This window comes from Paenibacillus antri (assembly GCF_005765165.1).
In the GTDB taxonomy this organism is placed as follows: Bacteria; Bacillota; Bacilli; order Paenibacillales; family YIM-B00363; genus Paenibacillus_AE; species Paenibacillus_AE antri.
Genome location: NZ_VCIW01000009.1, coordinates 71,505 through 86,766 on the forward strand (window position 1 = coordinate 71,505; position 15,262 = coordinate 86,766).

Below are 15,262 nucleotides of genomic sequence, written 5' to 3' on the forward strand. Positions count from 1 at the left end.
GCAGCGCGTACATATGCGCAATGAAGTTCGTCGGTAGACGCGGGCACTGGTGGGTTCCACCGTGCGCCGCGTTTTTTTGTTTGCTTGGATCGACCATTTTTTGGAGGTGGCATACCATTAGCAAGGATCATCAGATTAACGAAGAAATTCGCGCCCGGGAAGTCCGTCTCGTCGGCGCGGAAGGCGAGCAGATCGGCATCGTGTCGTTCCGCGAAGCGATGCAGATGGCCGTCGACGCGAATCTCGACCTGGTGAACGTCGCTCCGACGGCGAAGCCGCCGGTATGCCGGATTATGGACTACGGGAAGTTCCGGTACGAGCAACAGAAGAAAGAGAAAGAAAACCGCAAGAACCAGAAGGTGGTCGAGCTGAAGGAAGTTCGCTTCAGCGCCACGATCGACGAGCACGACTATCAGACCAAGCTTCGCAACGTCGTCAAGTTCATCAACGACCAAGATAAAGTGAAGTGCAGCATTCGATTCCGCGGACGCGAAATCATGCACGCCAGCGTCGGTCAGAAGGTGCTTGAGCGCGTCGCCGCCGAAGTGCAGGACATCGCCGTGCAAGAACGCCGTCCGAAGCTCGAGGGCCGAAGCATGATCATGATTTTGGCCCCCAACAAGACGACCTAACCATAATATCTAGGAGGAACACCTGTCATGCCTAAAATGAAGACGCACAGCAGCTTGAAAGACCGTTTCAAAATCACGGGCACGGGCAAAGTGAAGCGCTACAAGGCGCACAAGAACCACTTGCTCTCCGGCAAGAGCCCGCGCCAGAAGCGCGTATTGAACACGCAGCCGCTCATGCACACGGGCGACTACGCGCGCCTGAAGCAGCAATTGCTCAACCTTAAATAATAACTTTCGCACGACCATATATAGGAGGGTATTTCCATGACAAGAGTTAAAGGCGGGTTCGTGACTCGTCGTCGCCATAAGAAGTTCATCAAGCTTGCCAAAGGTTATTTCGGTGCGAAGCACCGCTTGTTTAAGAAAGCTCACGAGCAAGTGATGAAGTCCTTGCTGTACGCATACCGCGACCGTCGTCAGACGAAGCGCAACTTCCGCAAGCTTTGGATCGTCCGGATCAACGCTGCGGCTCGCACGAACGGCTTGTCCTACAGCCGCATGATGCACGGCCTGAAGCTCGCCGGCATCACGGTCAACCGCAAGATGCTCGCCGACCTCGCCGTGAACGATCTGAACGCGTTCAACGCGCTCGCCGGCAAAGCGAAAGAGAAGATCAACGCGTAAATTCGCGCGTCGTCATAGAACCGCCGTCCTCGCTTATTGCGTGGACGGCGGTTTTTTCGTGCGTGCGAACGGGAAAAGCTCCCGCTTATTTGCGGCTTAGAGCCCGAACTGGGCGATTGGACGGGAAAAGCTCCTGTCTATTTGTCGGTTTCCGCTCGGATCGGGCGATGTCCGCCGGATAAGAGGGAGGATTTCCCGTTCAAGCGATGCGAAGCCGACGATCGGGGCATGCGAGAGGGAGGTTTTCCCTTTCGTTGGGATATGACGGCGGGGGAGCGGCGTCATATGAAAATTGGGGAGCGGGTCCCCGATGGGCAAAAAAATTTTCATTTGTCAAAACCGTTTGCTGCCAACGGCAGTCTAATGTGTAGTTCGAAGCGAGAGAGGGGGAGTCCGGTGGACGTCGAGGAGCTGCTGCGCGCGGCGAAGCATGGGGACGAAGAAGCGTTCTATACGCTCATGTCCTCGCAGAAGGAACGGCTGTATCGCATCGCGTATGCGTATTTGAAGAACGAAGACGATGCCCTCGAAGCGATCCAGGAGACGACCTACCGGGCCTGGAAGACGTTCGGACGCTTGCGGGAGGCGCGCCTCTTCCCGACTTGGATCGTGCGCATCCTGCTCAATTGCTGCAACGACGAATGGAAGCGGAGGAAGCGATTCGCGAAGACGGAGTCGGCGGACCGGGCGGACGAACGAGCGGATGCGCCCGAGAGTCGATGGGCGACGCGGATGCAAGTGGCGCAGGCGGTCGATCGGTTGGAGCCGAAGTACAAGCAGCTGATCGTCTTGAAATATTTCGAGGATATGACGCTGACGGAAATCGCGGAGACGCTGGAACGGCCGATCGGAACGGTCAAGACGCGGCTTCATCAAGCGCTGCGGTTGATGAGGCCGCTCGTGGGGGAGGAGGAGAACGGACGATGAATCGAGACGACGATAGTATCGACCGTCTATTGGAGCAGGCGGGGGACGAGAGCCGGGATACGGTCATGCCGGAAGAGCGGCTGGACGAGGCGCTACGAGCCGGTATTCGTCGCGCGAGCGAGGAGCGACGGTCGCCGAGGAAGCGTCGGGTCGCGGCGAAGCGCATCGGTGCGGGCGCTGCGGCGGCGCTGCTCTTCCTCGCGGTGTCGATTCGCGTCTTCCCTGGGTTCGCGCTGGCGCTTAGCCAGCTGCCCGGCATGGAGGCGATCGTGCGGCTAATCGCGTATGACCGCGGCTTGGCGGAGGCCGTCCGCAACGATTATTACCAGCCGATCGGCGCGTCGCAGACGCTGGGCGGCGTGACCTTGACCGTGGATGGCGTCATCGCGGACGAGAGCCGGCTCGTGCTGTTCTATACGATTACGGATCCCGAAGGAGGCGCAGCCTATATGGACGTCGATCGGCCGAAGTTCCGTCTCCAGGACGGCTCCGAGCTGCAGGCCATGTATTCTTGGGGATTCGTCAATCCGGGGCTCGAAAGCGAAGGGCCGATTCGAACGCGCTCGGGCCACATCGACGTGCAGTTCGCGGGCGGCGCGGCGCTGCCGGACGCGTTCGCGTTGGAGATGGGGCTCCGGCGCGGCGTAACGCCGTTCGGCGGTACGTACGAGATTCCTGTCGCGTTGGAAGCGCGTGACCCGGCGGGACTCCGCACCGAATACGCGATCGATCGAACGGTGGACCTGGAAGGCCAGCGAGTGACGTTTAAGAGAGCGATCGTATACCCGACGCGGATCGCGGTCGAAGCGGAGTTCGACGAGGCGAACTCGAAGCAAATCTTTTCCTTCATGGACTTGAAGCTGATCGGGGACGACGGGGAAGAATATACCGAACAGAGCTCTACGCATGTCGACGAACGAACGAGGATCATCTACTTCGAAGGCAGCTCGTTCGCCATTCCGGATTCGCTGACGCTGACGGGCTCCCGGGTCAGAGCGATCGATAAGGACCGTCTCGATCTCGTCGTCGACCTGGAGCGGGGATCGGTGCTCGAGGCGCCGGACGACCGCATCGCGTTGGAGCAGGTGACGGATCAGGGAGAATGGTTGGAACTCCGGTTCCTCCTTCACGGCATCGACGAGGACGATAAAATGCTGTATTCCGTCGTGGAAGGGGCGTTCGCGGACGGCTCCGGGCGCACATTCGAAACGGGAGGCGGCCGCACCTTCGGCGGCACGGGAGAGAACGGGCAACAATTCGTTTCCTTCCAAATTCCGGACGAAGCGTACGCGCAGCCGCTGACGTTCCGCATTTTCAACTACCCCGGCTATGTGGGCGAACCGTTCGAAATTCGAATTCGGTAAATTAAAACTTGACGCATAATTCACGCAACCCTATAATAATCTTTAAGCAAAATGAACACACTGTATTTGATACATCGATCGGCTGTGAAGAGGACGAAGCTTTACGGGCTCTTATGTTCAGAGAGCGGAAGGATCAGCTGCAACCTTCGCCATAACTCCCGTATATGCGAGCTCACCTCGGAGCTGTTCTTCTGAACCGTGCGACTTTAGCGCTTCAACGCGAATTCGCGCTTACTAGGAGGAATCGGGTTGGCACACGTTATCGTGCCGCAGGCGCCGGAACGCGCAGGGGAGAGTCGACGCCCCGGCTATGTCCGCATGTCTGCTAGAGGCTGAAGCCGTAAGGCTACAGCGAATTATGGGTGGTACCGCGAAAGATAACCCCTTTCGTCCCTTTGTTGCATCGCGTCATGCGGCGACAGGGACGGAAGGGTTTTTTTATTCTTAATTTTCTCGTACATGAATGGAGGGTCTCATGTGAGCGTACAACAACTCAGTGCCGCGAAGCTGGATAGTGAAGAACTGCGCACCCGACTGCTTAAGCCCGACGTAATCTCCGGGTCTGAAATTCTACTTCGCTCCTTGCTGCTGGAAGGCGTGGAGTGCGTCTTCGGTTACCCGGGCGGCGCCGTGTTGTATATTTACGACGCGATGCACGGGAATCCCGACTTTAAACATCTGCTCACGCGCCACGAGCAAGGCGCGATTCACGCGGCCGACGGTTACGCGCGCTCCACGGGCAAGGTCGGCGTCTGCATCGCGACGTCGGGTCCGGGAGCGACGAACCTGGTGACGGGCATCGCGACGGCGTACATGGATTCCGTGCCGCTCGTCGTCATCACGGGCAACGTCGCGACGACGTTCATCGGTACGGACGCGTTCCAAGAAGCCGACATCACGGGCATCACGATGCCGATCACGAAGCACAGCTACTTGGTACGCGACGTCAAGGATCTCTCGAAGACGATTCGCGAGGCGTTCCATATCGCGAATACGGGTCGCAAGGGACCGGTGCTTATCGACATTCCGAAGGACGTCTCCTCGCATTTGACGGAGTTCCAATACCCGGAGGAAGTCAATATCCGCGGATACAATCCGACGGTCATGCCGAATAAGGGGCAAGTGAACAAGCTGCTGCAGGCGATCGAAGAAGCCGAACGCCCGGTCATTCTGGCCGGCGGCGGGGTCGTCTACGCCGGCGCGCACGAGGAACTGCTCGAATTCGCGCAGAAGACGCGCATTCCTGTCACCACGACGCTGCTCGGTCTCGGGGGCTTCCCGAGCGGCAACGAACTGTGGATGGGCATGCCGGGCATGCACGGCACGTGGACGGCGAATACGGCGCTGCAAAACTGCGACCTGCTCATCGGCATCGGCGCCCGGTTCGACGACCGCGTGACGATGAAGGTGTCCGCGTTCGCGCCGAAGGCGAAGATCGCGCACATCGACGTCGACCCGGCGGAGATCGGAAAGACGGTACCGACGGCGATCCCTTGCGTAGGCGACGTCAAGATGGTGCTCGAGCTGGCCAACCAGAAGGCGAAGCCGGCGAAGTCGGAAGCATGGATTCAGCAAGTGAACGAGTGGAAGGCGGAGCATCCGCTGTCTTACAAGGATTCGGAAGAAGAGCTGAAGCCGCAATGGGTCGTCGAGATGATCCACCGCCAGACGAACGGCGACGCGTTCGTAACGACCGACGTCGGCCAGCACCAGATGTGGGCGGCGCAATATTACCGCTTCAACCATCCGCGCCGGTGGATTTCGTCCGGCGGGCTGGGGACGATGGGCTTCGGCTTCCCGTCCGCGATCGGCGTGCAGGTGGCGAATCCGGACGCGACGGTCGTATCGATCAACGGCGACGGCGGCATGCAGATGTGCTCGCAGGAGCTCGCGATCTGCGCGATTCACAACATTCCGGTCAAGATCGCCGTCCTCAACAACCAGGTGCTCGGCATGGTTCGCCAATGGCAGGAGATCATCCACGGCCAACGGTTCAGCCACATCGACCTCGCCGGCAGCCCGGACTTCGTGAAGCTGGCGGAAGCGTACGGAGTGAAGGGGCTCCGCGCCTCCAACAAGGAAGAAGCGGATGCGGCTTGGCAGGAAGCGATGAATACGCCGGGACCGGTGCTCGTCGAATTCGTCGTACGACGCGACGAGAACGTGTATCCGATGGTGCAAGCGGGAACGTCCATCAGCGAAATGATTATGGGGGATGCGGAATGACGAAGAAGCATACGATCGCCGTCCTCGTCAACGACCAACCGGGCGTGCTCCAGCGCGTCTCGGGATTGTTCGGCCGCCGCGGCTTCAATATCGAGAGCATCACGGTGGGGACCTCGGAAGAGCCGGGGCTCTCTCGGATGATCATCGTGACGACCGGCGACGACGGGACGCTCGAGCAAATTCAGAAGCAGCTGTATAAGCTGATCGACGTAATCAAGGTCATCGACCTCAGCGCCAACCCGATGATTTCCCGCGAGCTCGCGCTGATCAAGGTCGGCGCCGAGCCGAGCGCGCGGCCGGAGCTGTTCGCCGTCGTCGATACGTTCCGCGCCAGCGTCGTGGACATCTCGCCGTCGACGGTCATCGTGCAGGTCGTCGGCGACACCGAGAAGATCGACGCGATGGTCGAGCTGATGAAGCCGTACGGCATTCTGCAGCTGACGCGCACCGGCGTAACGGCCATGACTCGCGGAGCATAAGCGATCGCCGTCACGGACGGCGCTCCGCCTTTTCGAGCTAGTACTCGCACCCATGCGTTGAAACCGACCCTTAAACAAGGTCCTTCAATAATAAAAGAAGCTATATATTCCAAGGAGGAATCATACGAAATGGCAGTAACATTGTATTACGACAAAGATGCAGACTTAAGCGTACTCAGCGGCAAGACGGTAGCGGTCATCGGTTACGGCTCCCAAGGCCACGCGCATTCCCAAAACCTTCGCGACAGCGGCGTCAACGTCATCATCGGCCTTCGCCGCGGCAAGTCGTGGACGAAAGCGGAAAACGACGGCTTCAAGGTGCTCGAAGTATCCGAAGCGGCTGCGCAAGCGGATGTCATTATGATCCTGATGCCGGACGAGACGCAAGCGAAAGTATATAACGAAGAAATCGCTCCGCACATCAAGAGCGGCGCGACGCTGTTGTTCGCCCACGGCTTCAACGTACACTACGGCCAAATCAACCCGCGCAGCGACATCGACGTGCTGCTCGTCGCTCCGAAGTCGCCGGGCCACCTCGTGCGCCGCGTCTTCGTCGAAGGCTTCGGCGTACCGGGCCTCATCGCGATCCACCAGAACGCGACGGGCAAGGCGTTCGACATCGGCATCGCGTACGCTCGCGGCATCGGCTGCACGCGCGCAGGGGTCATCGAGACGTCCTTCAAGGAAGAGACGGAAACCGACCTGTTCGGCGAGCAAGCGGTCCTTTGCGGCGGCGTATCCGCGCTGATCAAAGCCGGCTTCGAGACGCTTACGGAAGCGGGCTACGCGCCGGAGATGGCGTATTTCGAGTGCTTGCACGAGCTGAAGCTGATCGTCGACCTTATCTACGAGGGCGGCCTCGCGACGATGCGCGACTCGATCTCCAATACGGCCGAGTACGGCGACTACGTGACGGGTCCTCGCATCGTGACGGAAGAGACGAAGAAAGAGATGAAGCGCGTCCTCGAAGACATCCAGACGGGCCGTTTCGCTCGCGACTTCATCCTCGAGAACCAATCCAACAAGGCGTTCATGACGGCTACTCGCCGCAACGAAGCCGCTCATCAGATCGAAGTGGTCGGCGGCCAGCTTCGCGAAATGATGGCTTGGATCAAGAAGTAATAGGCTTGAATCGCCGCCTCGCGTGGGGTACAATGAAGGAATAAGCTCATAGCGAAAAACGTTGAAGAGGAACAGTAAGACGCTTCTTGTGCACAGAGAGCTGCTGGGTTGGTGCGAAGCAGCCGCGGGAATCGTCCGAACTCGCCTTGGAGTTGCTCCCTGAACCGTATCGTTCGAAGTAGGAGGAGCCGGAACCCTGACCGTTATTTACAGGAGGATGCAGGACGGCTTGTCCTGATCCGCTAAGCGCATATCCGTACGGATATGAACCGGAGTGGTACCGCGTAAGATGCCGAGTCTTTCGTCTCCTTGTAAGAGGAGGCGGAAGACTCTTTTTGTTGTCTGCCAATCGCGAAACGGAGAAGGAAGGGTGAAACAATGAAAAACGTGGAGAAGTACGCCAGAGGATATTTTATGCCTCCCCGGCAGAGTCTGAAGTGGGCGCAGAAAGAGTATATTACCGAAGCGCCGATCTGGTGCAGCGTCGACCTTCGGGACGGCAACCAGGCCCTCATCGTGCCGATGAACCTGGAGGAGAAGCTGGAGTACTTCCAGATGCTCGTGGATATCGGGTTCAAAGAAATCGAGGTCGGGTTCCCGGCTGCGTCCGAGACGGAATTCACGTTCCTGCGGACGCTGATCGAACAAAACCTGATCCCGGACGACGTCACCATTCAGGTATTGACCCAGTCGCGAGAGCATATCATTCGGAAAACGTTCGAGTCGCTCCAAGGCGCCAAACGAGCGGTCGTTCATCTGTACAACTCGACATCCTTGGCTCAGCGGGAGCAGGTGTTCCGCAAGTCGAAGCAAGAGATCGTCGATATCGCCGTGGAAGGCGCGAAGCTGTTCCTCGAATGCGCGAACGAAACCGAAGGGAACTTCCAGTTCCAATATTCGCCGGAGAGCTTCACGGGGACGGAGATCGACTTCGCGCTCGACATTTGCAACGCGGTGCTCGACGTGTGGAAGCCGACGCCGGACAACAAGGTGATCATCAACTTGCCTTCTACGGTGCAGATGTCGATGCCGCACGTCTACGCGAGCCAGATCGAATACATGAGCGAGAATATGAAGTACCGCGAAAATGTGATCCTGTCGCTCCACCCGCATAACGACCGGGGCACGGGCGTCTCCGATGCGGAGCTCGGCATGCTGGCGGGCGGTCAACGGGTGGAAGGCACGTTGTTCGGCAACGGCGAGCGCACGGGGAACGTAGACATCGTCACGCTCGCGCTGAACATGTACTCGCACGGCGTCGATCCGAAGCTGGACTTCCACAATCTCCCTGAGATTCTGAAGGTGTACGAACGGCTGACGAGAATGCGCGTCGGCGAGCGCCAGCCGTACGGCGGAGAGCTTGTATTCACGGCGTTCTCCGGTTCGCATCAGGATGCGATCGCGAAGGGGATGAAATGGCGGGAGGAACAAAACCCGCCGCATTGGAGCGTGCCGTATCTCCCGATCGACCCGCACGACATCGGCCGGGAATACGAAGGCGACATCATCCGCATCAACAGCCAGTCCGGCAAGGGCGGCGTCGCGTACATCCTTCAGCAGAAGTACGGGCTCGACCTGCCGCAGGGCATGCGGGAAAGCCTCGGCTACCGGGTGAAGGACGTCTCCGACAAGCTGCAGAAGGAGCTGGTGGCGGAAGAGATTTTCTCGATCTTCAAGGAATCGTTCGTTAACGTGAACGAGCCGGTCTCCTTCGTCCGTTACCACTTCGATAAGAGCGACGACTATCGCACGATCGTGACGGTGCGGATCGACGGCGAGCTGAAAGAGCTCGAGGGCAACGGCAACGGAAGACTGGACGCGATCAGCAATGCGCTGCAGGCGAATGCGGGCATTTCGTTTTCCAACTTGATCTATAAGGAACATGCCTTGGAAATCGGCTCGGGCTCGCAGGCCATCTCCTATATCGGCATTACCGACGCGAACGGAACCATGCATTGGGGCTCCGGCGTGGACGCGGACATCATGACCTCGTCCGTCAAAGCGCTGTTCAGCGCCGTCAACAACATGGTACGCCGGTAGACCGAACGGTTGGTTGAGCCGTAATCGTTTCAATAGGGACCGCAAGGCAGGATGCTTTGCGGTCCCTTGGCGTACGGGGGAGCGAAATCGTGTCGAATAGGCCAAACCTATAGCGATGATAGGTTTCATATTCTTCACAAATAAGCGGAAGTATGTTACAACCGAACTATGCATATTACAATAGAAACGAGGAATCCAGATCATGGCTGAGACGAAGAAAATTGCGGTCATCGCCGGCGACGGCATCGGGCCGGAGGTCGTAGCGGAAGCGATTAAAGTGATCCGCAAGACGGAAGAGGTATTCGGCTACAAGTTCGAGTTCGAGCACGGCTTGTTCGGCGGCATCGCCATCGACGAGCGCGGCACGCCGCTCCCGGACGACACGCTGCAGCTGTGCAAGAACGCCGACGCGGTGCTGCTCGGCGCCGTAGGCGGCCCGAAGTGGGACAACAACCCGAAGGAACTGCGTCCGGAGACGGGCCTGCTCGGCATTCGCAAGGCGCTTGGCTTGTTCTCGAACCTGCGTCCGGCGTTCGTATTCGACTGCTTGATCGAAGCGTCGACGATTAAGGAAGAAGTGCTTCGCGGCACGGACTTGATCGTCGTGCGCGAGCTGACGGGCGGCATCTACTTCGGCGAGAAGTTCCGCCGCGAAGGGCCGAACGGTCAAGAAGCGGTCGATACGTGCGTGTACAGCGTGCCGGAAGTCGAGCGCATCGCGCGCCAGGCGTTCGAGATCGCGATGAAGCGCGGCAAACGATTGGCGTCCGTCGACAAGGCGAACGTCCTCGAATCGTCCCGCCTGTGGCGCGAGACGGTCATCCGCATCGCTGCGGATTACCCGGAAGTCGAGCTCGAGCACGTGCTCGTCGACAATTGCGCAATGCAGCTGCTGCGCCGTCCGACGAGCTTCGACGTTATCGTCACCGAGAACATGTTCGGCGACATTCTTTCCGACGAAGCGGCGATGCTGACGGGGTCGATCGGCATGCTGTCGTCGGCGTCGATGGGCGAAGGCAGCTTCGGCTTGTACGAGCCGGTGCACGGCTCCGCGCCGGACATCGCCGGCCAAGGCATCGCGAACCCGATCGCGACGATTCTTTCCGTGGCGCTCATGTTCCGCCTGACGTTCGGCTACGAGGACGCGGCGAGCGCGATCGAAGCCGCCGTGAAGTCGGTGCTCGACGCCGGCCACCGCACGGGCGATATCGCCGTCGACAAGTCGAAGGCGATCGGCACGGTCGCGATGGGCGACCTGATCGCCGCAGCGATCGCGAAGTAAGGCATACTCGCAAGAACGAAACCGGTCGGGCCTTCGCGCCCGGCCGGTTTTTTTTGCGTTCGTTGTCGCCGTATTCTCCAACGAAGTCATCTATCTTGGGCGTAGCGAAAGGGAATGGTGTCAAAATTTGAACAGTTCGCCGCGATGGTATCAAATTTTGAGCAATTCGCGGAAACAAAGGCGGAGTAGGTAATGTGAAATGCGGCTCAGCCCGGGTTCTCGGCGAAATGGATCGGGTTGGCGGCAGCGAGGGGAGCCGCGGGAAAGGAGGATAAGAGTCTTCGGAGCGAGTGGGCGGAAGGGGGAGCTTTCCGGAGCCAGGAGGAGGATTAGGCCGCTCGTTGGCGGAGAAGTCTGATCATGATTATCATCATTCTAATTTAATAATCGCTATACATTGACTTCAATTTCCACCGGTGATAAGATAATTTTTGTGAGTTTAGACAAGCTCGGCTAAATAAAAATCATCGGTAGGAGGAATCCCCATGGCAGAACGTTTGGTAGGCAAGAAGGCGCCGGATTTTACAATGGAGACGGCCCTCGGCAACGGCAAAGAGTTCGGCAAAGTTTCCTTGTCCGACTATAAGGGCAAGTGGCTCGTATTTTTCTTCTATCCGCTCGATTTCACGTTCGTATGCCCGACGGAAATCACGGCTCTTAGCGACGCGGCTGCGGAGTTCAGAGACTACGATTGCGAAATCCTCGGCGCGAGCACGGACAGCAAGCATTCCCACCGCGCATGGATCAACACGCCGCGCGACCAGAACGGTCTCGGCGAGCTGAGCTACCCGCTGGCGTCCGACATTCATAAGTCGGTCGCGGAAGCGTACGGCGTCCTGAACGAAGAAGAAGGCATCGCGCTTCGCGGCCTGTTCATCATCGATCCGGAAGGCGTCGTGAAGTACCAAGTCGTTACGGACGACAACGTCGGCCGCAGCGTAGAAGAGACGCTTCGCATCCTTCAAGCGCTCCAATCCGGCGGATTGTGCGCAGCGAACTGGAAGCCGGGCCAGAAGCACCTTACGGCTCAATAAGCAGCACGTTCGAACCCCGAACTCCGACGGCATCATCGCTGTCGGAGTTTTGTGCGCTTGGCGGCGCATCTTGAGGTGCGTCGTCGCGAGTCGGAACTGAAGCCCCGTTCATGGCGGTCCATGAGCGGGGCTTTATGTATATATCAGGAGAATATAAGCATAAGAATCACATAGCCTGACCTTTTTATTAATGCTTTATGATATACTCACTGGAAAGAAGATTCTTCCATATCTGTGCATCCCGGTAATCATGGGTCGAGAGGGGAAGATACATGCGTATATCTCCGATTTATCAGGAAGCGCCGCATCATCTCAGGCGGATCGATGAACATTTCCACATTAGCCTGACCCGAAATGAAGTGATCCGAACGCCGCTTCATCACCATGAATTTGTCGAGCTGGCTTTCGTGACGGATGGGGACGGCGTCGAAACCGTCAACGGCATCGACCATCGCTTACGTCAAGGAACCGCCACCTTTCTTCTCCCGCATCATATCCACCAAATTCACTCCACGTCCAACGCGCCGATTCGCAAATATTGCTGCATGTTCAATCTCGACCTGTTTTCCCGTTCCGCGGAGGACGCCGAGCTGTTCGCCATGCTGCTGCAGGTCGGCACGACGATTCCTTCCTGGGCGGATATCGGTCCCGGACAAATCAACCGTATACAAATGCTGTTCGAACATATGAAGGAAGAGCTTCACGGTCCCGCAGCCATCGGTCAGCCGCTGTTGATTCGGGCGAAGCTGACGGAAGCGCTGCTGCTGTTTATGAGAGCGGCTTGCGGGGACGGGAGACAAATTCAAGAACGGATCCCTCCCGCCGATCGCAACGACGGATTGATCCAGACGACGTTTTGGTCCATTCTCGGATACATTCGCGTTCATTACCATGAACCGTTCACCCTTCGGGAGCTGGCGGAGCGATTTCACATGAGCGCCCCCCACATTAGCCGTTCGTTTAAACGGCATTTAGGATACAGCTTTATGGACTATGTTCATTTGCTTCGAACGAATAACGCCGCGAGCCTGCTCTCCACCACGACAATGTCCGTTACCGATATTGCAGTTTCCGTAGGCTTCGATTCGCTCCGCACCTTTTCCCGAGTATTTCGGGAGATCTATAGACAGACGCCAAGCGAATACCGCAAAGCGTCACATATAAAGCCTATGGAGGGAGTGGAATGAATGAGGGAGCGGTTTCGGTTCCTGCGTCATTGGACCTTTAAGCGAAAACTGATGGTATTCTCACTGCTTATTAGCACGGTACCGGTCATCATGCTGGGGATCGTCTCGGCATACCTATCCGGGAAAAGTATTCAGGAGGAAACCGACCGCAACCACCAGATCATTCTACGGCAGGTTCAACGCCAAATCGATAACATCTTAGTCGGATTGGATACGTTATCTTTGCAGCTGGCCAATGACCCGGTCATCGCTAGATCGATGGAGCGGGGCATCTCCATGGAAGAGCTGGAAACGCTGGAGGCCACGCTCGAGATGCTGGAAAGCGTTCGCCTTTACCGCAGCTACAACGGGTCGATTTCAAACCTGTCGCTGATTTACGAGAAATACGGTCAGGTGTATTCAAGTCAGCACGGCGTGCTGAAGCTGCCCGATTTTCCTTATGCGGAGCTGCTCAAGACGGAAATGGGTAACACCGCCGGATCGTTCATCATCCCTCCGAATACCTATGCCGGGCAAAACGAATATCTGATCATGCGTCCGGTCAGCTCCGACAAGAGCGTCCGGCCGATCGGCCGAGTGGTTCTTCATATCAAGCTATCGCTCATCTACGAAGCTTTCCATTCGGCAGATTTGGGTGCCGATCGCGAGCTTCTGGCCATTGACGGCGAAGGAAGGATCGCGATCAGCTCGAACCCGGAAGAAATCGGCACGCGGCTGCCGCAGACAAGCGATCTGTATCGTTACTGGAAACATCCGACCGCATCGCTCTACCGTCTTAACGGGGAGGAGCATCATCTTTCCTTGCAGCAATCGTCGTACAACCATTGGGCTTATATTGCTGTAACGCCGCTGAAGGAAACAACGGCCAAATCGGATCAAATTCGATTTTTGACCGGGGTGATCGTCTGCTGCATCATCCTTCTGTGGATGCTGATTGCTTTGCTCGGGTCAAGAAAGCTGTACCGTCCGATTCACATGCTGTTTGCCCGGCTTTCGGTCGGAGACCGCGGGAAAGGGGACTTGAAGCTCCTCGGCGATTATATCGATAACATAGTTCACAACAACACCCGTTTACAGGATCGGTGGAACGAGCAGCTGCCGAATCTGAAGGACAATGCGCTGCTGAAGCTGCTTAGAGGCGACATGAGCGAGCGGGAATACGATGCGATAGCGGATCCGTATTCGATATCGCTGGAGGGGACCTGTTTTTATGTGTGCGTTTTGAAAATCGACGATCCGATCGTTTATCGGCGGAGCTTTCAGGCTAAAGACCGGACATTGGTTACCTATGCGTTCACCAGATTAGTCGAGGAAATTAGCAGGGAAATGGAAAGCTGCGAGGTCGTCGTTCCTGTCCCCGGTCAGGTTGTCATCCTCCTCGGCGCCTACGAGGAGGGCGGGGATCCGCGCGAAAGAATGGTCGAGCTATGCGATATGATTCGTTGTAAAGTGAGCGGGCATTTCAACGTTTCGATCACGGCGGCCGTCAGCGAGGGAATTCCCTCCATAGCCGACATTCCTCATGCTTATGAGCAGGCGCTCCAGCTGTTGCGCAACCGGCCTTTACTCGGGCATGGCATCACGCTAACTTCGGAAAGCGTCGAGCATCCGGCGTCCGTCCACGAATATACCCAATCGTTTATCCAAAGCCAGAAGGCCATCGTAGCCAGCATTACGAACCATCAAGTCGAGCTTGCCGGCGAGTATTTCATAAATATGACGGATGAGGCTTCACGTTATTTCGTCACCTTCGAGAGCATGATCGGCATGCTTGTTTTCTTGCTAGGGGATATCGAAGAGGCCATCCGCCGCAAAGGCTATGAGCTTAGCGCCTGGCTGGAGGACGACCTGTACCGGTCGCTTTACGCGGCCCGGGATCTCCATGAGGCGAAAGACTGGTTCGTGGGTCGGCTGTTTCCAGTCATTCAACAACGCCTTCGTCAGACGGCCGCCGGGGAAGCAAGCGGTTCAGACAAGCGGCATATGCTGATCGAGCAGGTCATCGCCTATATTCACGAGCATTTCGAAAAGGATTTGTCGCTTCAGCAGATTGCCGATCACTTCGGCTGTTCGTCGTTTCAATTAAGTCGATTATTTAAAGAATACAAGCAAATCAACTTTGTGGAATATTTAATTCGTTATCGAATGGAAAAAGCGAAGGAGTGGCTGGTTCACACCGATCAATCGATTAAAGAAATTACGGAGCGGCTCCGTTATACGACGACGCAAAATTTCTCGCGCGTATTTAAACAAATTACCGGTATGCCTCCCGGTAATTACCGGAGCATGCACCGCAACAACTGAATCGAACGCCAAAGATCCCCCTCCCTCCAATTGTAAATTGG

13 protein-coding genes and 1 other annotated feature are annotated in these 15,262 nt (G+C 57.3%); all 13 genes read left to right on the forward strand.

Features of this window, described 5'->3' with window-relative positions:
- Positions 1-80 precede the first annotated feature (80 nt).
- The 13 genes from infC (at position 81) to FE782_RS14955 (ending at position 15,221) form a co-directional block, all read left to right on the forward strand.
- Positions 81-632, forward strand: a complete 552-nt coding sequence (infC, locus tag FE782_RS14895; protein WP_238392499.1) for a translation initiation factor IF-3 — start codon at positions 81-83, stop codon at positions 630-632.
- 27 nt (positions 633-659) lie between these two features.
- On the forward strand, positions 660-860 hold the full coding sequence (gene rpmI, locus FE782_RS14900) for a 50S ribosomal protein L35 (protein WP_138195008.1): 201 nt from the start codon (positions 660-662) through the stop codon (positions 858-860).
- A 36-nt stretch (positions 861-896) separates the two neighbouring features.
- Positions 897-1,256, forward strand: a complete 360-nt coding sequence (gene rplT / locus FE782_RS14905; RefSeq protein ID WP_138195009.1) for a 50S ribosomal protein L20 — start codon at positions 897-899, stop codon at positions 1,254-1,256.
- A gap of 396 nt (positions 1,257-1,652) precedes the next feature.
- Positions 1,653-2,183 (forward strand): sigma-70 family RNA polymerase sigma factor, encoded by a 531-nt coding sequence (locus tag FE782_RS14910; protein ID WP_138195010.1) that lies wholly within the window; start codon positions 1,653-1,655, stop codon positions 2,181-2,183.
- A complete protein-coding gene (locus tag FE782_RS14915) occupies positions 2,180-3,547 on the forward strand; it encodes a DUF4179 domain-containing protein (RefSeq protein ID WP_138195011.1) in 1,368 nt (455 codons plus the stop codon). Before FE782_RS14910 ends, FE782_RS14915 begins: the two co-directional genes overlap by 4 nt.
- A gap of 507 nt (positions 3,548-4,054) precedes the next feature.
- Positions 4,055-5,773 carry a biosynthetic-type acetolactate synthase large subunit gene (gene ilvB, locus FE782_RS14920; protein ID WP_238392505.1) on the forward strand — a complete coding sequence of 573 codons (1,719 nt, stop codon included), beginning with the start codon at positions 4,055-4,057 and terminating at the stop codon, positions 5,771-5,773.
- Entirely contained in the window at positions 5,770-6,252 is a 483-nt protein-coding gene (gene ilvN / locus FE782_RS14925; RefSeq protein ID WP_138195013.1) for an acetolactate synthase small subunit, read from the forward strand. The genes ilvB and ilvN overlap by 4 nt, the downstream gene beginning before the upstream one ends.
- A 129-nt stretch (positions 6,253-6,381) precedes the next feature.
- A complete protein-coding gene (gene ilvC, locus FE782_RS14930) occupies positions 6,382-7,374 on the forward strand; it encodes a ketol-acid reductoisomerase (RefSeq protein ID WP_138195014.1) in 993 nt (330 codons plus the stop codon).
- A 52-nt stretch (positions 7,375-7,426) separates the two neighbouring features.
- Positions 7,427-7,686, forward strand: a binding site (T-box leader).
- A 66-nt stretch (positions 7,687-7,752) separates the two neighbouring features.
- A complete protein-coding gene (gene leuA / locus FE782_RS14935; RefSeq protein WP_138195015.1) occupies positions 7,753-9,414 on the forward strand; it encodes a 2-isopropylmalate synthase in 1,662 nt (553 codons plus the stop codon).
- 202 nt (positions 9,415-9,616) lie between these two features.
- Complete coding sequence (gene leuB / locus FE782_RS14940; RefSeq protein WP_138195016.1) at positions 9,617-10,696, forward strand: 3-isopropylmalate dehydrogenase; 1,080 nt, start codon at positions 9,617-9,619, stop codon at positions 10,694-10,696.
- A 485-nt stretch (positions 10,697-11,181) separates the two neighbouring features.
- Positions 11,182-11,730 carry a peroxiredoxin gene (locus tag FE782_RS14945; RefSeq protein ID WP_138195017.1) on the forward strand — a complete coding sequence of 183 codons (549 nt, stop codon included), beginning with the start codon at positions 11,182-11,184 and terminating at the stop codon, positions 11,728-11,730.
- Positions 11,731-12,002: 272 nt separating this feature from the next.
- On the forward strand, positions 12,003-12,917 hold the full coding sequence (locus FE782_RS14950) for a helix-turn-helix domain-containing protein (RefSeq protein WP_138195018.1): 915 nt from the start codon (positions 12,003-12,005) through the stop codon (positions 12,915-12,917).
- The gene (locus tag FE782_RS14955; RefSeq protein WP_138195019.1) at positions 12,918-15,221 is read left to right on the forward strand and encodes an AraC family transcriptional regulator; all 2,304 of its coding nucleotides are present in this window, start codon (positions 12,918-12,920) and stop codon (positions 15,219-15,221) included.
- Positions 15,222-15,262 lie beyond the last annotated feature (41 nt).